At 67.8% G+C, this 17,691-nt stretch carries 14 protein-coding genes and 1 pseudogene; 7 read left to right on the top strand and 8 right to left on the bottom strand.

From position 1 onward, the window contains the following. Positions 1-90: 90 nt before the first annotated feature. Together nadA and RQP53_RS08140 are read right to left on the bottom strand one after the other, a co-directional pair. Positions 91-1,194: a quinolinate synthase NadA gene (gene nadA / locus RQP53_RS08145; protein WP_315649726.1), complete on the bottom strand. Its 1,104-nt coding sequence runs from the start codon at positions 1,192-1,194 to the stop codon at positions 91-93. Positions 1,195-1,320: 126 nt separating this feature from the next. Beyond that, complete coding sequence (locus RQP53_RS08140) at positions 1,321-2,193, bottom strand: AraC family transcriptional regulator (RefSeq protein ID WP_315649725.1); 873 nt, start codon at positions 2,191-2,193, stop codon at positions 1,321-1,323. A 69-nt stretch (positions 2,194-2,262) separates the two neighbouring features. Between RQP53_RS08140 and RQP53_RS08135 the strand changes: the two genes are divergently transcribed. The 6 genes from RQP53_RS08135 to RQP53_RS08110 all read left to right on the top strand — a co-directional run bounded on the left by RQP53_RS08135 (position 2,263) and on the right by RQP53_RS08110 (position 8,153). Beyond that, a complete protein-coding gene (locus RQP53_RS08135) occupies positions 2,263-3,507 on the top strand; it encodes an MFS transporter (RefSeq protein ID WP_315649724.1) in 1,245 nt (414 codons plus the stop codon). A gap of 99 nt (positions 3,508-3,606) precedes the next feature. After that, positions 3,607-5,349: a thiamine pyrophosphate-binding protein gene (locus tag RQP53_RS08130; protein WP_315649723.1), complete on the top strand. Its 1,743-nt coding sequence runs from the start codon at positions 3,607-3,609 to the stop codon at positions 5,347-5,349. Between the two features lie 8 nt (positions 5,350-5,357). After that, positions 5,358-6,188 carry a hypothetical protein gene (locus RQP53_RS08125; RefSeq protein ID WP_315649722.1) on the top strand — a complete coding sequence of 277 codons (831 nt, stop codon included), beginning with the start codon at positions 5,358-5,360 and terminating at the stop codon, positions 6,186-6,188. 34 nt (positions 6,189-6,222) lie between these two features. Next, the gene (locus RQP53_RS08120; protein ID WP_315649721.1) at positions 6,223-6,444 is read left to right on the top strand and encodes an RNA-binding S4 domain-containing protein; all 222 of its coding nucleotides are present in this window, start codon (positions 6,223-6,225) and stop codon (positions 6,442-6,444) included. 18 nt (positions 6,445-6,462) lie between these two features. Further along, positions 6,463-6,963 (top strand): ribonuclease E activity regulator RraA, encoded by a 501-nt coding sequence (gene rraA, locus RQP53_RS08115; protein WP_315649720.1) that lies wholly within the window; start codon positions 6,463-6,465, stop codon positions 6,961-6,963. Between the two features lie 80 nt (positions 6,964-7,043). After that, the gene (locus RQP53_RS08110; RefSeq protein WP_315649719.1) at positions 7,044-8,153 is read left to right on the top strand and encodes a tetratricopeptide repeat protein; all 1,110 of its coding nucleotides are present in this window, start codon (positions 7,044-7,046) and stop codon (positions 8,151-8,153) included. A gap of 31 nt (positions 8,154-8,184) precedes the next feature. On the opposite strand, the gene RQP53_RS08105 is transcribed toward RQP53_RS08110, so the two are convergent. From RQP53_RS08105 to RQP53_RS08095, 3 genes and pseudogenes are all read right to left on the bottom strand, one after another. Then, entirely contained in the window at positions 8,185-10,122 is a 1,938-nt protein-coding gene (locus tag RQP53_RS08105) for a sensor histidine kinase (protein WP_315649718.1), read from the bottom strand. A 16-nt stretch (positions 10,123-10,138) separates the two neighbouring features. Then, positions 10,139-11,260, bottom strand: a complete 1,122-nt coding sequence (locus RQP53_RS08100; RefSeq protein ID WP_315649717.1) for an ABC transporter substrate-binding protein — start codon at positions 11,258-11,260, stop codon at positions 10,139-10,141. An 81-nt stretch (positions 11,261-11,341) separates the two neighbouring features. After that, positions 11,342-11,653: pseudogene (locus RQP53_RS08095) on the bottom strand (HAD family hydrolase); the annotation flags it as partial. Positions 11,654-11,824: 171 nt separating this feature from the next. On the opposite strand from RQP53_RS08095, the gene RQP53_RS08090 reads away from it, so the two are divergent. Continuing rightward, positions 11,825-12,808 (top strand): hypothetical protein, encoded by a 984-nt coding sequence (locus RQP53_RS08090; protein WP_315649716.1) that lies wholly within the window; start codon positions 11,825-11,827, stop codon positions 12,806-12,808. 109 nt (positions 12,809-12,917) lie between these two features. Here the strand turns inward: RQP53_RS08090 and RQP53_RS08085 are convergent, their stop codons facing one another. The 3 genes from RQP53_RS08085 to mfd are packed head-to-tail and all read right to left on the bottom strand — an operon-like array spanning position 12,918 to position 17,675. Continuing rightward, complete coding sequence (locus tag RQP53_RS08085) at positions 12,918-13,478, bottom strand: flavin reductase family protein (RefSeq protein ID WP_315649715.1); 561 nt, start codon at positions 13,476-13,478, stop codon at positions 12,918-12,920. Continuing rightward, positions 13,475-14,182, bottom strand: a complete 708-nt coding sequence (serB, locus tag RQP53_RS08080; protein ID WP_315649714.1) for a phosphoserine phosphatase SerB — start codon at positions 14,180-14,182, stop codon at positions 13,475-13,477. Before serB ends, RQP53_RS08085 begins: the two co-directional genes overlap by 4 nt. 1 nt (position 14,183) lies before the next feature. Next, positions 14,184-17,675 carry a transcription-repair coupling factor gene (gene mfd / locus RQP53_RS08075; RefSeq protein ID WP_315649713.1) on the bottom strand — a complete coding sequence of 1,164 codons (3,492 nt, stop codon included), beginning with the start codon at positions 17,673-17,675 and terminating at the stop codon, positions 14,184-14,186. Between the last annotated feature and the right edge of the window lie 16 nt (positions 17,676-17,691).

Genomic DNA, 17,691 nt, shown 5'->3' with positions numbered 1-17,691 from the left:
TAGCGCTGGGAGCAGGCGAAAAGAAAGCCCCGCTCGCGCTAATTCGAGCGGGGCTTGATCAGGGTTTGCCTGAGGGCTGGAAAGCGGGGCTCAGGCGGCACCGATGCCGGGTACCAGGCCGGCCGCCTGGCGCTGCTTCAGCGCTGCGGTGAAGTCCAGCATCCGCTCAATGCAGGCCAGCGCCTTGACGCGCACCGGCTCGTCAACGCCGATCTCGCCGACACCGCGCTCCAGGCAGTCGACCACGCCCTGCAGGCCGTTCATCGCCATCCAGGGGCAGTGGGCGCAGCTCTTGCACGTGGCGCTGTTGCCGGCGGTGGGTGCCTCGATCAGCGTCTTGCCCGGCGCCAGCTGGCGCATCCGGTGCAGGATGCCGTTGTCGGTGGCCACGATGTATTCCTGCGCCGTGCCCTCGACCACCGCCTTGATCAGCGCCGAGGTCGAGCCCACCACATGGGCCTGCGCCACCACGCTGGCCGGCGATTCCGGGTGCACGAGGATCTGTGCGCCCGGATGCTGCTCCCGCAGCAGGTCCAGCTCCAGGCCCTTGAACTCGTCGTGGACGATGCAGGCGCCGTTCCACATCAGCATGTCGGCGCCGGTCTGTTCCTGGATGTAGCGGCCCAGATGGCGGTCGGGGGCCCAGAGGATCTTCTTGCCCTCGGCCTTCAGCGCCGAGACGATCTCCAGCGCGCAGGAGCTGGTCACCATCCAGTCGGCTCGGGCCTTCACCGCGGCGCTGGTATTGGCATAGACGACCACGGTGCGGTCCGGATGGGCGTCGCAGAAGGCGGTGAAGTCCTCTGCCGGGCAGCCCAGGTCCAGCGAGCAGGTGGCGTCCAGATCGGGCATCAGCACGCGCTTCTCGGGGCTCAGGATCTTGGCCGATTCGCCCATGAAACGCACGCCGGCAACGATCAGCGTCTGCGCCGCATGGTCACGGCCGAAGCGGGCCATTTCCAGCGAGTCGGACACGATGCCGCCGGTCTCCAGCGCCAGGTCCTGCAGATCACCGTCCACGTAGTAATGCGCCACCAGCACGGCGCCGCGCGCCTTCAAGAGCTCGGCGGCGCGGCGCTTCAGCGCCTCACGCTCGGGCTTGTTCAGCGGCGCGGGCACCTTGGCCCAGGCATGGGCGGTGCAGGTCTGGCCATCGGCCGCCTGGCGGGTGTAATCAAACAGCTGTTGTTCCATGGCGGAATTCTAGGTGGCGGGGCGATGCCGGTTCGGGGGCAGGGCATTTGGATGGCGGTTTTGCCCAGCGGGTCTCGCTGATCCGGCTTTGCCGGTCAGCCAAGACCGCTCCTTGAGGGGGGCTGATCAGGCGCGTTCAAAGAAGCGGCTCGGCGGCATGCCCACGGCGCGGGTGACCATGGCCGAGAAGGCGCTGGCGCTGGCATAGCCCAGCTCGGCGGCGATCAGGTTCATCGGCTGCTTGCGGGCGGCCAGGGCCAGCGCCTGGTTGAGCAAGAGCTGCTGGCGCCACTGGCTGTAGCTGGTGCCCAGCTCCTCGCGGAACAGCCGCGACAGTGTTCTGGCGCTGGCGCCCACCTCGCCGGCCCAGCCGTCCAGATCGGCATGGCGCTGCGGCGCCGCCAGCATCGCCTCGCAGAGCTTGCGCAGGCGCTTGTCGCGCGGCAGGTCCAGGCCCAGGCGCAGGCCGCGGGCGCGGCGCAGCTCGTCGATGATCAGCGCGGCCAGATGCTGCTCGCGCACCGCGTCCAGGCCTTGCGGCGCGAGCAGCGCCTGCTCCAGATCGGCGGCGATCTGTTGCACCAGCTCGCGCAGCAGCGGCGACACCTCCAGCACCCGGCAGCCGTCCCAGGGGTCAGGTCTTGCCTCGCCGGCTTCGGCTTGTGCAGTTCGCAGCGCCTGCGCTGCTGTCTCGTGCAGGTACAGCGTGCGCAGCTCGGCGCGTTCGATCGCCGTCACCGCGTGAACGGTGCCGGGTGGAATCCAGACGGCGCGCGAGGGCGGCACGATGTAGCTGTAGTCGCTGTGCGGCCCGGCGGCCGATACCCGCACCGCGCCGGCCAGCGAAAACACCAGCTGGCCCCAGTCGTGCTGATGCGGCTGGATGTCCATCTGGTGCTCCATCAGGCGCGACTTGCCGCGCACCGGGCGCTCGGCCGAGGGCGCGTAGCGGGCCGGATCGGCCGGCGGGAAGGTCTGGCGGCGGGCTGAAGCGGGCATGGCGTGATTTCGAAAGAATCTGGCGAACTATCGTAACCGCGCCGGCGTCACTGTTCCTACAGTGGGCGCATGAATACCGCCACCTTGCAGTCCCCCGCCGGCAGCGATGCCGCCAGCAGCGCCCGGCGCGATGCCGCGACCATCAGCCTGATCGGCCTGGCCCACGGCACCTCGCACTTCTTCCACATGCTGCTGCCGCCGCTGTTCCCGGCCTTCATTCGCGACTTCGGGCTCAGCTACTCGCAGCTGGGGCTTTTGGTCACCACCTTCTTTGTCATCTCCGGCATCGGCCAGGCGCTGGCCGGCTTTCTGGTCGACCGCCGCGGCGCCCGGCCGGTGCTGTTTGCGGCGCTGAGCTGCTTTGTGCTGGCCTCGATTGCAGCCGGCCTGGCCGGTGGCTTTGGCGGCCTGCTGCTCGCCGCGGCGCTGGCCGGCCTCGGCAATTCGCCCTTCCATCCGGTGGACTTCACCATCCTGAACAAGCGCGTCAGCGCTCCGCGCTTGGGCCACGCCTTCTCGGTGCATGGCATCAGCGGCAATCTGGGCTGGGCCTTGGCGCCGGTGTTCAGCATCGGCATCGCCGAGGCCAGCGGCAACTGGCGCCTGGCCTATCTGGGCACCGCGCTGCTGGCGCTGGCGTTGATCGCGCTGCTGTTCGTCAAACGCCAGGCCATAGACGACCGCCAGGGCGCCTGGGCCCATGAAAAAGCCGGCGCGGCGGCCGTGCCCGAGGCTCATCCGCTGGCTTTTTTGCGCCTGCCCTCGGTGTGGCTGTGCTTCTCGTTCTTCTTCTTCAGCACGGCCGCGCTGTCGGCGATCCAGAGTTTTGCCAGCCCGGCCCTGGCGCAGATGTATGGACTGCCGATCAAGGCCACGGCCTTTGTCGTCACCGGCTACATGCTCTGCGGCGCGGCGGGCATGCTGCTGGGCGGCTTCTGGGTGGCCCGCTCGGCCGCGCTGGAGCGCAATATCGCCTGGGCGATGAGTGTGGCGGCGCTGCTGCTGCTGTTGACGGCCAGCGGCTGGCTGCCGCCGCTGCTGGCGGCCGCGGTGGCCGCCTTGGCCGGCTTTGGCACCGGCCTGGCCGGCCCCTCGCGCGACATGCTCATCAAGCGCGCCGCGCCGCCGGGGGCCACCGGCCGCGTCTATGGCACGGTCTACTCGGGACTGGATGTCGGCTTCGCCATGGCCGCCCCGGTGTTCGGCGCCTTGCTCGACCACGGCCTGCACAGCGCCGTGTTCTATGGCGCAGCGCTGGCCCTGCTGATGGGCATTGGGGCCGCGGGCCTGGTGGGCCTGGTGCGGCGGCGTTGAAGGTAGGTTGATACAACGGCGGCCAACCCCGGGAATGCCCCAATCGCCGCCTTGCCACAGCGCAACGGCCTTCGCTGAAGCGGCGGCTACAGTTGCCGCATGACGAATATCCCTGCGCCCCAGCCGTCCAGTGACGGCGTCTCCCGATTGGCCGGCCATGTGCTGGTCGAGGCCCTGATCGCCCAAGGCGTGGACACCGTGTTCGGTGTGCCCGGCGAGAGCTATCTGGCCGTGCTTGATGGCTTTCATGAGCATGCCGACAAGATCCGCTTCATCGCCTGCCGGCAGGAGGGCGGGGCGGCCTTCATGGCCGAGGCGCAGGGCAAGCTGAGTGGCCGGCCCGGCATCTGTTTCGTGACGCGCGGGCCCGGCGCCACCAACGCCAGCATCGGCCTGCACACCGCCTTTCAGGACTCGACGCCGATGATTCTCTTCATCGGCCAGGTGGCCAGCGATCAGCGCGACCGCGAGGCCTTCCAGGAGGTCGACTACCGGCAGATGTTCGGCCCCGGCACGCTGGGCATGGCCAAGTGGGTGGGCGAGGTGCAGGATGCCGACCGGCTGCCCGAGTATGTGGCGCGGGCCTTCCATACCGCGCTGCAGGGCCGGCCTGGCCCGGTGGTGCTGGTGCTGCCCGAGGACATGCTGACCCGTGCCACCCGCGCGCCGGCGCTGCCGCAGGTGCGTGTGGCCGAAGCGGCGCCCAGCCCCGCCGCCCTGGCCGAGTTGCGCGAGCGCCTGGCCGCCGCCAAGCGCCCCTTCGTGATCGCCGGTGGCGGCGGCTGGACGGCCGAGAGCACGGCCGCGCTGCAGCAGTTCGCCGAGGCCTGGCACTTGCCCGTGGGCTGCGCCTTCCGCTTCCAGGACCTGTTCGACAACCGCCACCCGCTCTATGCCGGCGATGTCGGCATCGGCATCAATCCCAAACTGGCGCAGCGCGTCAAGGATGCCGACCTGATCCTGGCCATCGGCCCCCGCCTGGGTGAGATGACCACCGGCGGCTACACGCTGCTGCAGGCACCACGGCCGCATCAGGACCTGATCCATATCCACGCCGGCGCCGAAGAGCTGGGCCGTGTCTACAGCGCCGAGCTGATGATCAACGCCAGCATGCGCTGCGCCGCGCCGGCGCTGGTCACGCTCGCACCGCCGGCCGTCTGCGCCTGGCAGGACTGGACCCGCGACGCGCACGCCGACTACGAGGCCAACCTGGTCGCTCAAGCGGTGGCGCCGCTGGACATGGCCGAGGTCGTCAAGTGCCTGTCCAGTGCCTTGCCCGCGGGCAGCATCTTCACCAATGGTGCCGGCAACTACAGCGGCTGGCTGCATCGCTTCCACCGCTACACCGGCCTGCATCAGCAAGGCCGCACGCAGCTGGCGCCGACCAGCGGTGCGATGGGCTATGGCCTGCCGGCGGCGGTCGCCGCCGCGCTGTTGCAGCAGCGCTGGACGGTCAACATCGCCGGTGATGGCGACTTCCTGATGAACGGCCAGGAGCTGGCCACGGCGACCGGCTATGGCGCCCAGCGCCTGATCTGTGTGGTGGTGGACAACGGCACCTACGGCACGATACGCATGCACCAGGAGCGCGAGTATCCGGGCCGCGTGTCCGGCAGTGATCTGTTCAACCCCGATTTCGCGGCGCTGGCCCTGGCCTATGGCTGGCGTTCGGCGCGGGTCACGCGCACCGAGGACTTCGCGGCGGCACTGGAACAGGCGCTCGCGCATCCCGAGCAGCCGACGCTGCTGCATTTGAAGCTCGATGCCGATGTCTCGACCAGCCGCAGCACGCTCAGCGCCATCCGCGCGGCGGCCGAACAGCGCCTGGCAGGCGGCGCTTGAGTGGCCCCATGTGGCTGACGCTGGAGCCGGGCGGGCGGCTTCAGGTCAGCGATGCCGCCGGCCTGAGCGAAGCGCTGGCGGGCTGGTCGGGCCGCGAGCCCGGTAGCTTCGTCGTGCTGGAAGCGCCGTCGGGCCGGGTGCTGCAGGCCGCCGGCGATACGCGCAGCGGCTTCGCGCTGGAGTGTCTGGAGACCGATGAGTCGGTGCTGCGCAGCCAGCGCGACGACATCAGCCGCGCCGAACTGCTGCGCCGCCTGCACGCCTTCCTGGCCTGCGGCGGTGCGAATGGGGCGAATGCACCCTGGCGGCAGGGGCGGCGATGGCAGGGCGGTGACGCGGAGCGTCCTGAAGAGCCCAGGCCGCCCGGCTGGTTCTACTGGCTGCGTGCCTTGCTCCTGCTGATGCTGCTGCCTGCGCTGTTCGCGGCAGCGGGCTACTGGGGCGACCTGGAGGGCGAGCGCTACCGCAGCCAGGCGCGGGAGCTGGAGCTGGTGGTGCTGGCACGCGCCGAGGTCGACAAGGGCAGCAAGTCTTACGTCCGCCTGAGCTTGAGCCATACCGACAGCGCCGGCCGCGAGACCCGCCTGGGCTTTGCCGCAGGCCGCAAAAGCTCGTTGCGGCATGCGCAGGTTGGCGAGCGCATCAGGCTCTGGCAGCGGCAGGACGGTAGCGGCGAGCTGCGCGAATCGCCGCCGAACGGCAATCTGGAGTTCACCATGGCGGCCATGTTCGCGGTCGGGCTGCTGGTGTTCTGGGGGCGTGGCGTGCGCCAGGGCCTGCGGTTGCGTGAGCAGCCCTCGCGCTGGAGCCGCTGGGCGGCGCGGCGGGCCTCATCGTGAGGCATGGCGTCTGGCCTTGCGGCGACAATGGGGCATGGATGCAATTGATTTCGAACTGCGCGGCGAATACATCGAGCTGGACAAGCTGCTGAAGGCCACCGGCCTGGCCGAATCGGGCGGGCACGCCCGGATGATGATCACCGAGGGCCTGGTGCGGGTCGACGGCGAGCCCGAGAGCCGCAAGACGGCCAAGATGCGCGCCGGCCAGCGTGTTGAAGCGCAGGGCACAGTGATCACGCTGCGCCCGGCCCCCTGAAGCCAAAGAGTCCGAGCGATGGAGTTCTCGACCTGCGATCTCTGTGATGCCCACAAGAGCGACGCCAGCGGTGCCTTGCGGGTGATGCCCGGCGGGCTCTACCGCAGCTATGGCGGCGTCGCCAAGTTCGCCGGAACCATCAGCACGGTGCGCTGCCTGGACGACAACACCGCTGTCAAGGCTGCCGTCGAGAGCCCCGGGCAGGGGCGGGTGCTGGTGGTCGATGGCGGGGCCTCGATGCAGCGGGCCCTGCTCGGTGGGCAGCTCGCCCGCGCGGCGGCAGCCAACGGCTGGGCGGGGCTGCTGATCCACGGCTGTGTTCGCGATCTGGCCGAGTTGCGTGCCGCGCCTCTCGGCATCCTTGCGCTGGCTCATGTGCCGATGCCGACCGACCGCAAGGGCCAGGGCATCACCGATGTGGCGCTGCAGCTGCATGGCCTGCCGATACGCCCGGGCGAATGGCTGTATGCCGACGACGATGGCGTGTTGATCAGCGCCACGGCCCAGCACAGCGGCTGATGACCGACAGCGGCGCTTGCAGATGAACCCGTTCCTAGCGGAATAGGCCTAAGCTGCGGGCAGGGCAAAGGAGGCAGGGCTTGGAGACTGATACCGCAAGCGAGGTCCGTGGCGAACAGCGCTGCGAGGATTTGTTGCAGCGCGCGCAGGAGGCCTGGCAGGCGCAGCGTGCCGCGGCCGCGGCCAAGCTGGCCTTGCGGGCAGAGGCCTGCTGTGATCGCCGCGCTGAAGTGCGGCCCTGCGCCGCCGCGGCGGCCCAGCTGGCGGCCCAGGCCCACTGGGCCTGCGGCGAACATGCGCTGAGCCACGGCGCGGCGCTGCGCGCGGCAGCGTTGTTTGAAGCCTTGCAGCGGCCCGGTGATCAGGTCGCCATGCTGGCCCATGCGGCGCTGGCCGCCTGCTCGGCAGGCCTGCCCAGCGATGCACTGCCATTGGCCAGCGAGGCGCTGGCGCTGGCCACCGCGGCGGGCTTGTTCGAGGGCATGGTGTCGGCACTGAATGCCCTGGCCCATGTGCAGGCCAATCTGGGCGCCTTTGCCGAAGCCGAGCTCTTGCATTTGCAGGCCTTGTCGCGCGCCCGTGAGGCGGGTGACGGGCAGTTGCTGGTGCGCTGCTACGCGAATGCCTTGATGGACGGCGTGCTGGCCTGCGAGGAACTGCGCCACCAGGGCCAGCCCCAGCTGCTGGAGGCGCGGGCCCAGCGGCTGCTGGTGCTGGCGGCGCAGGCGCGCCGACACCTGAACGAACCGTTCATGAGCGAGGTTCAGCGCGCCATCCTGCATCTGAACCTGGGCCATGCCTTGATGAGCGCCGGCCGTCTCGGCGAGGCCGAGCAGCTGCTGGGCACCAGCCTGCAGCTGCTGCAGGCGCCGGCACTGGTGCTGCCGCGCCAATCGGCGCTGCATGCGATGGCCGAGCTGGCGCTGCGCCAGGGGGCGCTGGAACTGGCCGGCCAGCGCCTGCATGAGCTGCTGGCGCACGAGGAATTGCTCGGCGCCAACGCGCTGCTGCGCGAGCAGGTGCTGCGCAGTGCCTTGCAATGGAGCTCGGCCAGCGGCGACGAGGCCTTGCAGCACAAGTACGCGGCTCAGCTGCAGCGGGTGCAGGATGATCAGCGCCGTGTGCGCGAGCAGGCCGCCGCCGATATTCGCGCCGCCAGTGCAGCGGTACAGCTGGCGCTGCGGCACTGAAGCAGGCGCCAGCAGCTTGTCGGGGGCTTCGTCAGTGCTCCGGCGCGGCAATCACCCGGGGTAGCCGCACGCTGAACTCGGTGCCTTCGCCGGGCTGGCTCTGCACGCTGATCTGGCCGCGTAGGATGCCGCTGACCAGGTTGTGCACGATGGTCATGCCCAGGCCGGTGCCGCCATGCTGGCGGCGCGTGGTGAAGAAGGGGTCGAAGATGCGCTGCAGCGTGGCTTCGTCCATGCCCTTGCCGTGGTCGCGCACGCGCAGCTCGACCGTGTCGGCATCCAGCAGCCGCCCCTCCACCTCGATGACACCGGCGCCGGCCTCCAGGCCGTGCAGTGCGGCGTTCTCGACCAGATTGGTCAGCACCTGGCCCAGCGGGCCGGGATAGCCTTCCATCTCGATCTCATCGGCGGCGCTGCAACGCAGCTCGGCGCGGGTCTTGTTCAGGGTCGGGCTGACCAGGGTGGCGATTTCCTTCAACACCGTGGCCAGCTCGAAAGGCCGGTGCTGCTCGGAGGTTTGGTCCACCGCCACCTGCTTGAAGGAGCGCACCAGGGTGGCGGCACGGTAGAGATTGCGCTCGACGATATTGGCGCCTTCGCTGAGGTGTTCCAGCGCGCTGCTGGCCTGGCTGCGCGTCAGTTTGCCGGCCTGAAGGTTCTCGCTGAACTGCGCGGCGCCTTCCTTGACCGTGGTGGCGGCCATCAGCGCATTGCCGATCGGCGTGTTCAGCTCATGGGCCACATTGGCCACCAGCGAGCCCAGTGCGGCCAGCTTGCCGGAGTGGATCAGCTCATCCTGCGTCTCCTTCAGCTGGGCCAGCGTTTGCTCCAGGCTCTGCGTGCGCAGGCTGACCTTTTCTTCCAGCCCGGCATTGAGCTGCTGCAGCGCCAGCTCGCGCTCCTTGACGGCCTTGGCCATCGCGTCAAGATGCTCGATCAGCCGGTCGAACTCCTCGATGCCCTGAACCTTGGGCGGCAGCACGCGGCCGGCGGCCAGCTCGTCGGCATGATCGGCCAGCCGACTGGCAATGGCCGCCAGGCGACGGCCAAAGCCCAGGGCCACCGCCATCAGCACGCTGACCATCAAGAGGCCAATGACGATGGCGCCGATGACCACCTGGCGCACGGGCCGCAGCAAGGCCTCGCGCGGCTGCAGGATCAGCAGCCGCCAACCCAGGCCGCGGGCCTGCAGCACCGAGCTGCTGACGGCCAGCCAGTCGCGCTCGTCCATGCGCAGCGGCTTGAGCCCTGTCTCTTGCTCCAGTTCTTGCAGCTGCTGAACGCTCAGTTGCACCGAGCGCTGAGCGGCCAGTGCGTCGCGATGGGCGATCACGCGACCCTGAGCATCGATGATCATTGCGCTGAAGCCCGATTCGCCGGCGGCCTGGCCCAGCTCGCGCGACAGCACGGCCAGGCTCAGCTCACCGATCATCAGGCCGCTGGTGCCAGCATCGTGGACGGCGGCGACCGTCAGGCGCTCGCCAACGGTGGACAAATACGGTTCCGAAAAACCACCGCCCGCCCGGCTGCGCATCGCAAACACGGGGCTGCGCGACAGGTCCATGCCGATCTGTTGCTGACGCTGTGCTTCAGCGGCTTCCTTGCTGCTCATCGCGCGGACGATGCCGTCGCTGTTGAGCAGATAGCTGGACACAATGGCCGGCGACTGCGCGCTGACCATGTTCAGCACCGCCTGCTCCAACTGCGCATCGCCGCTGCGGCCGCTGGCCAGCAGTTGCGCGGCGCTTTGCACGCTGCTGTCGGCCTGCGCCACCTGGGCGATCAGCCGCTTGGCGATCGATTCGGCGGCCGTCTGCATGGCCACGCCGGCCTGGCGCTCCAGCTCGGGCGCAAGCAGCAGCCAGACGGCCAGCAGGCCCAGCAGCAGCTGCAGGCTGGTGAGCACCAGCACGCGGCGCAGCAGCAGCTGGTTCAGCCGTTCAGTGGGGCGGGGGCGCAGCAGCGACATGTCAAACGGGCGAATCTCAGCGGGGCCAATCGACAGGGGCAAACTGGCCATTCCTGACCACGGTGAAATGCACCGGCCGCTGGGTGTCGCCAAAGCCGTCAATTGCGAACTCGCCCTGCAGGCCCTGGTGCTTGCGATTGATCAGTGCCGTCTTGATGCTGGCGCGGCTGACGTCGGCGCGCGCGGCGGCGATCAGCAGCCCGGCCGCATCGGCACCCAGCAGACCCGGGTAGCCGGCCGGCTGGCGAAAGCGCTCCTGATACTGGCGGTTGAATTCGACAAAGGCGGGGCGCTGGTCGAAGAAGTCGATGTACTGCTCGAAGTAGACGCCTTCGCCGGCGCGGCCGGCCAGTTCCAGCGCCCTGCCGGTCGAGGCCCAGCCGGAGCTGGCGATGGCCTGCTCGGGCCGGAGCTGGCGCAGCTTCTGGATCAGCACCGCGGTGTCCACGCCGCTGCAGGCCAGCGCGATGACATCAGGCTCGCCTTCCAGCAGTCGAACCGCAAGCGCGCCGTGGTCTGGCGACTTGGTGGAGTTGAATTCGAGCTTGGCGACGATCTGAACGCCGGCCTGGCTCGCCGTGCCGCAGAAGGCCCCCGTCCAGCTCTGCACATAGTCGGCATTGGCCAGATCGGCCAGCGTGGCGACGCGGCGCATGCCCAGGTGCCGGGTGTAGGTCTGGGCCGAGGCGGCTCCGTAGGCTGCAGCATCGTTGCAGACGCGCACCATCGCATCGTCCTTGGCGGTCAGCGCGGCGGTGGTGGCCGTTGGCGAGACCAAGGTCAGGCCCAGCTCGGCAGCAGCCGGTGCGGCGATCACCCCCATCGAACTGGTCGCCGTGCCGACGACGGCCAGCACATCGAGCGCCGCCAGCTCGCGCAGGCCCTTGAGCAACTGCTCCTTGTCCTGCGCATCGTCGCGTTCGACCAGCTCGATGCTGCGTCCCCGGGCGCCGCCCTGGCGGTTGGCCTCCTCGACGGCCCATAGCGCGCCATTGCGCTCGGCAATGCCCAGGTCGGCAAACTTGCCCGACAGGCCGCCAATGAAGCCGATGCGCAGCGGGCCACGTGGCGCGCAGCCGAGGCCCAGACTGGCGCTGGCCATTGCACCGCCGAGGCGCAGTATCGAGCGTCGCTGCATCTTGTCTCCTGGTCACTGGCATGATTGATCGCGGCTCTGCCGGCCGCATCCGCACAGGATAGCCGGCTCGGGCGCTGGAAATCAGTGGAACAGCGTCAAAAGTCGGTCCAGCCCACCGTCATTGATGGCCACCATGGCCTGCTCGCGCACCCGTGGCTTGGCGTGATAGGCCACCGACAGACCGGCCGCGCCCATCATCGGCAGGTCGTTGGCGCCGTCGCCGACGGCGATGCACTGCGAGGGCTGGGCGCCGATCTCGGCCGCGCATTGCAGCAGCATGCGGCGCTTTTCCTCGCCATCGCAAATCTCGCCCCAGGCCTGCATCACCAGGCCGCCGGTGAGCGCGCCGTCGACGATCTCGAGTTCATTGCTGCGCACCCAGTCCATGCCCAGTTCGGCCGCCGGCAGGCCGATTGAGCGACAAAGTCGTCGCACAGTCGGACTGGCGTGCCAAAGGAGCTGCGAGCGTCACGACAGGGGCGGGTGTCGGCGCTTGCAAAGCGAATGCATGACCTCGTTACACTGCGCCAGACACGTTAGGGGGTGGCGATGCTAATTCGTCTTGTGAGCGCTCTGCTCATTGGGGTGCTCGCGCAATTGCTAGCTGGCAATTCGGCACGTGCAGGCGGCATTGAATGCAATGAGAAGCACCCAGAATCAGTAGATTCATTTCTTCGCGATGCCAGGCTTGGCTTGATAGACCTCCGCACACGAATGACGGATCGGTTCACGGACTACCTTTGGGAGTGTCCCAATGGCGTTAAGCGCGGAAGCGAATGCGTTGCGGACCTCGACGGTGTTTCATCGTCGGGACGTACTGGGGAAAGAATGCTAAGCCGCCTGGATGACATCAAGCCGTTGCTCATGGCACCGTTGGCTGGGTACACCGTCGCGGTGCGCGAGGGCGAGTCGTCAGGTGCGAGAGTGGCTGTATACAACCCGAACGACGAGTGGCTCGGGGACTTCGTGTTTGAGTACCGGGCTGGATGCCTGATGTTTGTTGGGCTTGCCAGCCATCATGAAGATGTCGCGCGAGTCAAGACCTCGGAGTTGCCAATGCCAATTTGGAATCGTGGCGAACGACCGAATGGCCCGGCAGCCGATTGGCGGAGCTACCGTCTTTGGTGCAATCCCCGCTTGGTTGATGTCGCATACGGCGAAGATTGCGCAATTGGTGAGCAGACACTCGCTTGGTTCGACTTGCATTTGGAACTGTTCGGTCGACGGATCTGCGGTACGTGGGAACAAGACGAATACATCAGAGGCTGGGGCTTTGTAATAGGAGAGGTGCTCAGTGATGGCGGCATTTTGCTGAGCTACAGTGACGCGGTTTACCGAAGAGGTGTGCCGCTCGTCGACAGCTTGCCCAAGGATCTGGACTTCGGACCTTCAGCCGTGTTGCGCTTGAATGGTTATTCGCTAGGCGATTACCAGTTTGTGCGACGTAATAAATCCACCAGGCGTTCGTGGCAGGGTGATGCAATAAACCGGGAGTTCTTGCGCAGATGTCTTGACGGCGGTTCCGCAGCGCCTGCCTTGCAACGTTGAGTATGCGGCAGCGAAATACGGGGGGGCAGGCGCCCGACCCTCGGGGCTGAAGCAGGCGAACTGCATGCGTTTCGAACTATGAGCCATCGCCGCGGCCGTGCAATTGCCCTTAGCGGGGAGTATCGATCAGCCCGCTGCTGCTGAGGTAGCGCCCGCCGCCCAGATGGTGCAGCGTGCGGCGCGATTCGTCTGCCTGCGGGATCCAGCGCCCGTCGGCGAAGGCCCAGTCCTCGGCCCAGGCGGCCACGACTTCGGCAAGAAAGAGGTCGTAGACCTGCTCGTTGTGCGGCTCGGCGTAGGCGCGGCATTCGAGCCAGGCGAGGCAGCCGTCGATCAGAGGCGCATCGACGAGCGACGCTGGCGTGCTTTGCAGCCCATGCTGCGCGAGCTTGTCGAGATCCCGGCCGCTGTTGTGGCCCACCGCCGTGACCATCGCCGCCTGTGCCACACAGGGCACGGCCAGCACGAAGCTGCGGCTGGCTGCAATCAGTTCACGCGTCAGTGTCTGCTTGTCGATCACCACCGCGACCTTGGGCGGCACGAAGTCCAGCGTCATATTCCAGGCCGCGGCCATCACATTGCGGCGGCCAGCGTGCTGACTGGTGACGAGCACCGTCGGCCCGTGGTTGAGGATGCGGCTGGCCTTGTCCAGCGGCACGGCGACTCTCATTGCAGCACCGTGAGCAGTTGATCCAGCCCGCCCGCGTTGATCGCCACCATGGCCTGTTCGCACACCTTGGGCTTGGCTTGATAGGCCACCGAGAGCCCGGCAGCGCCCATCATCGGCAGGTCGTTCGCGCCATCGCCGATGGCCATGCACTGGGCTGGCGTGGCGCCGATCTCGGCTGCGCATTGCAGCAGCATGCGGCGCTTTTCTTCGCCATCGCAGATCTCGCCCCAGGCCTGCATCACCAGGCCGCCGGTGAGGACGCCGTCGCGGATCTCCAGCTCATTGCTGCGCACCCAGTCTATGCCCAGTTCAGCCGCGACATAACGCGTGAAGAACGTGAAGCCGCCCGAGACCAGCACCAGCTTCAGGCCTGCCGCCTTCAGCGCCGCGCAAAGCTCGCGGGCGCCCGGGTTGAACTGCAGCCGTTCACGCAAGACCTGCTCCAGCGCGGCCACCGGCACACCTTTGAGCAAGGCCATGCGGCGGCGCAGGCTGTCCTTGAAATCGCTGATCTCGCCGCGCATGGCCGCCTCGGTGATGGCAGCCACCTCGGCCTTCCGGCCCGCGGCGGCGGCGATCTCATCGATGCACTCGATCGTGATCAGCGTCGAGTCCATGTCGAAGGCGGCGAGCCGGAAGTCGGCCAGGCGCAGCGGCGGGGTGAAGCCCCGGATCGTCAGCGGCGGGAGGGTCAGGTCTTGCATATCAGTCTTGCCTTATCGGGGCGCCGAGCAGTCGCAGCACCTCGCGGATGGCCTGCGCGCGGTCCTTGGGATCGCTGAGCTGTTTGTCGATGCGCAGCTTGTCGTTGCCGACCAGCTTGATGGTCTTGTTCTTCTGCACCAGTTCGATCACGCGCATCGCGTCGATCGGCGGGTTGGGGCGGAAGTTGATGTTCATCACCGTCGGTGCGGCGTCGATCTTGGCCACGCCGTAGGGCTTGGCCAGCACGCGCAGGCGGTGCGTGTCGAACAGGGTCTGGCCTTGGGCCGGCAGCTTGCCGAAGCGGTCGGTGATTTCTTCCAGCATGGCGTCGATCTGCTCGGCCTTCTCGGCGGTGGCCAGGCGCTTGTACAGCGACAGGCGCACATGGACATCACCGCAATAGGCGTCGGGCAAGAGCGCCGGCGCATGCAGATTGATCTCGGTGGTGGCGCCCAGCGGCGAGAGCAGATCGGGCTCGCGGCCGGCCTTCAGCGAGCGCACGGCCTCGCTGAGCATGTCGTTGTAGAGCTGGAAGCCGACTTCCATCATGTTGCCGCTCTGGTTCTCGCCCAGCACTTCGCCGGCGCCGCGGATCTCCAGATCGTGCATGGCCAGATAGAAGCCCGAGCCCAGCTCTTCCATGGCCTGGATGGCCTCTAGGCGTTGGGCGGCCTGCTTGGTCAGGCCCTCGATGTCCGGCACCATCAGATAGGCATAGGCCTGGTGGTGCGAACGGCCGACGCGACCGCGCAGCTGGTGCAGCTGGGCCAGGCCGAATTTGTCGGCCCGGCTGATGACGATGGTGTTGGCGCTGGGGACGTCGATGCCGGTCTCGATGATGGTCGAGCACAGCAGCACATTGTGTTTGCCGCCGACGAACTCGCGCATCACCCGCTCCAGCTCGCGCTCGGGCATCTGGCCATGGGCAACGATGATGCGCGCCTCGGGAATCAGCTCCTCCAGCTTCTGCCGGCGGTTCTCAATCGTCTCGACCTCGTTGTGCAGGAAGTAGACCTGGCCGCCGCGCTTCAACTCGCGCAGCACCGCCTCGCGGATGGTGCCGCTGCTCTCGGCGCGGACAAAGGTCTTGATCGCCAGGCGGCGCTGCGGCGCGGTGGCGATCACGCTGAGGTCACGCAGGCCCTCCAGCGCCATACCCAGCGTGCGCGGGATCGGCGTGGCGGTCAGCGTCAGCACGTCGACCTCGGCGCGCATCGCCTTCATCGCCTCCTTGTGGCGCACGCCAAAGCGGTGTTCCTCATCGATCACCAAGAGCCCCAGGCGCGCGAACTTCACATCCGAAGAAAGCAGCTTGTGTGTGCCAATGACGATGTCGATGGTGCCGTCGGCCAGGCCTTCCATGGCCGCCTTGATCTCCTTGCTGGAGCGGAAGCGGCTCATCTCGGCGACCTTGACCGGCCACTTGCCGAAGCGGTCGGCGATGTTCTGGTAGTGCTGCTCGGCCAGCAGCGTGGTCGGCGCCAGCACGGCCACCTGCTTGCCGCCCATCACCGCGACAAAGGCGGCGCGCAGCGCCACCTCGGTCTTGCCAAAGCCGACATCGCCGCAGACCAGGCGGTCCATTGGCTTTGGCGAGATCATGTCCTGGATCACCGCATGGATGGCGGCCCGCTGGTCCGGCGTTTCCTCGAAGCCGAAGCTGGCGGCAAAGGCCTCGTAGTCATGGCCCGAGTAGCGGAAGGCATGGCCCTCGCGGGCGGCGCGGCGGGCATAGAGATTGAGCAGCTCGGCGGCCGTGTCGCGCACCTGCTCGGCGGCGCGGCGCTTGGCTTTTTCCCATTGGCCCGAGCCGAGCTTGTGCAGCGGCGCTTCCTCTGCTGACACGCCGGTGTAGCGGCTGATCAGATGAAGCTGGGCCACCGGCACATAGAGCGTGGCCTTGTCCGCATACTCCAGATGCAGGAACTCGGACGCACCGTCGCCGATATCGATATTGATCAGGCCCTGGTAGCGGCCGATGCCGTGATTGCTGTGCACGACCGGATCGCCGACCTTGAGCTCGGACAGGTCCTTGATCAGCGCGTTGACGTCCGACACCTGCTCCTGCTTGCGCCGCCGCCGCGTGGTCGGCGTGGTGGCGAAGAGTTCGGTCTCGGTGAACAGCTGGATGACCGTGCCCCCACGTCCGCCTGCGGCGTCCTGGCCTTCCTCCGGCTCATGCCAGAAGAAGCCCGCCGCCAGCGGCGCCGCCGTGATGGCGAACCTTTCGTCCGATGCCTGGAACTCGGCAAGACCTGACACCGAGGGCGGGTCGATCTTGTTGTCGCGCAGCAGTTCCAGCAGGCTCTCGCGGCGGCCCTCGCTCTCGGCCAGCAGCAGCACGCGATGTGGCGTGCTCTTCAGATGCGCGGCCAGTCTTGCCAAGGGCTCCTGCGCGCCGCGTTCGACGCTCACATCGGGCAGCGGCCGTGCATAGTCGACCGCCTCGTTGCCACGCAGTGCCAGCACCGCGTGGGCATGGGTCAGGGTGAAGAACTCTTCAACCTTGAGGTAGATCTCTTCCGGCGGCAGGATGGGCCGCTCGGGGTCGTGCTGCAGGAAGCGATGGCGCTCGCGGGTGTCGGTCCAGAAGCGGCCGAGCGCCTCGTCGATCTCGCCGTGCAGGGCCAGCGCGCATTGCTCGCCGAGGTAGTCGAAGATGGTCGCCGTCTGCTCGAAGAAGATCGGCAGGAAGTATTCGATGCCGCCGGTGGCGATGCCTTGCGCCATGTCCTTGTAGATGCGGGCCTTGCTCGGGTCGCCATCCATCTTCTCGCGCCAGCGGGCACGGAAGGCCTGGCGCGCCGCCTCGTCCATCGGGAACTCGCGGCCGGGCAGCAGGCGCACCTCGGGCACTGGGTAGAGGCTGCGCTGGCTGTCGGGATCAAAGGTGCGGATCGAATCGACCTCGTCACCGAACAGATCGACGCGGTAAGGCACCAGCGAGCCCATGGGGAAGAGATCGATCAGCCCGCCGCGCACCGCGTACTCGCCGGGCGAGACGACCTGGCTGACATGGCTGTAGCCGCCCAGCGTCAGCTGCGATTTCAGGCTGGCTTCATCCAGCCGCTGCTTGAGCTTGAAGTTGAAGGTGGTGGCGGCCAGAAAGGCCGGCGGGGCCAAGCGCGTGAGCGCCGTGGTGGCCGGCAGCAGCACCACATCGGCCTCGCGCTGATCGGCCGGCAGGCCGCGCGACTGCAGCAGCCGCCACAGCGTGGCCAGGCGCTCGGAGATCAGGTCCTGGTGCGGGCTGAAGCTGTCGTAGGGCAGGGTTTCCCAATCGGGGAAGACGGCCACGCGCAGCTCCGGCGCGAAGAACTTCAACTCGTCTTCCAGTCGCTGGGTGTCGCCCGGCTCGGCGGTGATGATGGCGGTCAGCCGTCCGGCGGCCATCTGCTGGCGGGCAAAGCGGGCCAGGATCAGCGCATCGGCCGAACCGATGGGGCGGGGCTGGTTGAATTTCTTGCCGGGAACGATCAAAGGGAGCTGCATGGCGCACAAATGAGAA

Source organism: Roseateles aquae, from assembly GCF_032337115.1.
Classification (GTDB): Bacteria; Pseudomonadota; Gammaproteobacteria; order Burkholderiales; family Burkholderiaceae_C; genus Roseateles_C; species Roseateles_C aquae.
This window is presented reverse-complemented; position numbering and strand designations above follow the sequence as displayed.

Bases quoted from the DNA above. Each gene is read 5' to 3' on its own strand.
- nadA (WP_315649726.1), bottom strand. From the start codon at position 1,194: ATGGAACAACAGCTGTTTGATTACACCCGCCAGGCGGCCGATGGCCAG.
- RQP53_RS08140 (WP_315649725.1), bottom strand. From the start codon at position 2,193: ATGCCCGCTTCAGCCCGCCGCCAGACCTTCCCGCCGGCCGATCCGGCC.
- RQP53_RS08135 (WP_315649724.1), top strand. From the start codon at position 2,263: ATGAATACCGCCACCTTGCAGTCCCCCGCCGGCAGCGATGCCGCCAGC.
- RQP53_RS08130 (WP_315649723.1), top strand. From the start codon at position 3,607: ATGACGAATATCCCTGCGCCCCAGCCGTCCAGTGACGGCGTCTCCCGA.
- RQP53_RS08125 (WP_315649722.1), top strand. From the start codon at position 5,358: ATGTGGCTGACGCTGGAGCCGGGCGGGCGGCTTCAGGTCAGCGATGCC.
- RQP53_RS08120 (WP_315649721.1), top strand. From the start codon at position 6,223: ATGGATGCAATTGATTTCGAACTGCGCGGCGAATACATCGAGCTGGAC.
- rraA (WP_315649720.1), top strand. From the start codon at position 6,463: ATGGAGTTCTCGACCTGCGATCTCTGTGATGCCCACAAGAGCGACGCC.
- RQP53_RS08105 (WP_315649718.1), bottom strand. From the start codon at position 10,122: ATGTCGCTGCTGCGCCCCCGCCCCACTGAACGGCTGAACCAGCTGCTG.
- RQP53_RS08100 (WP_315649717.1), bottom strand. From the start codon at position 11,260: ATGCAGCGACGCTCGATACTGCGCCTCGGCGGTGCAATGGCCAGCGCC.
- RQP53_RS08085 (WP_315649715.1), bottom strand. From the start codon at position 13,478: ATGAGAGTCGCCGTGCCGCTGGACAAGGCCAGCCGCATCCTCAACCAC.
- serB (WP_315649714.1), bottom strand. From the start codon at position 14,182: ATGCAAGACCTGACCCTCCCGCCGCTGACGATCCGGGGCTTCACCCCG.
- mfd (WP_315649713.1), bottom strand. From the start codon at position 17,675: ATGCAGCTCCCTTTGATCGTTCCCGGCAAGAAATTCAACCAGCCCCGC.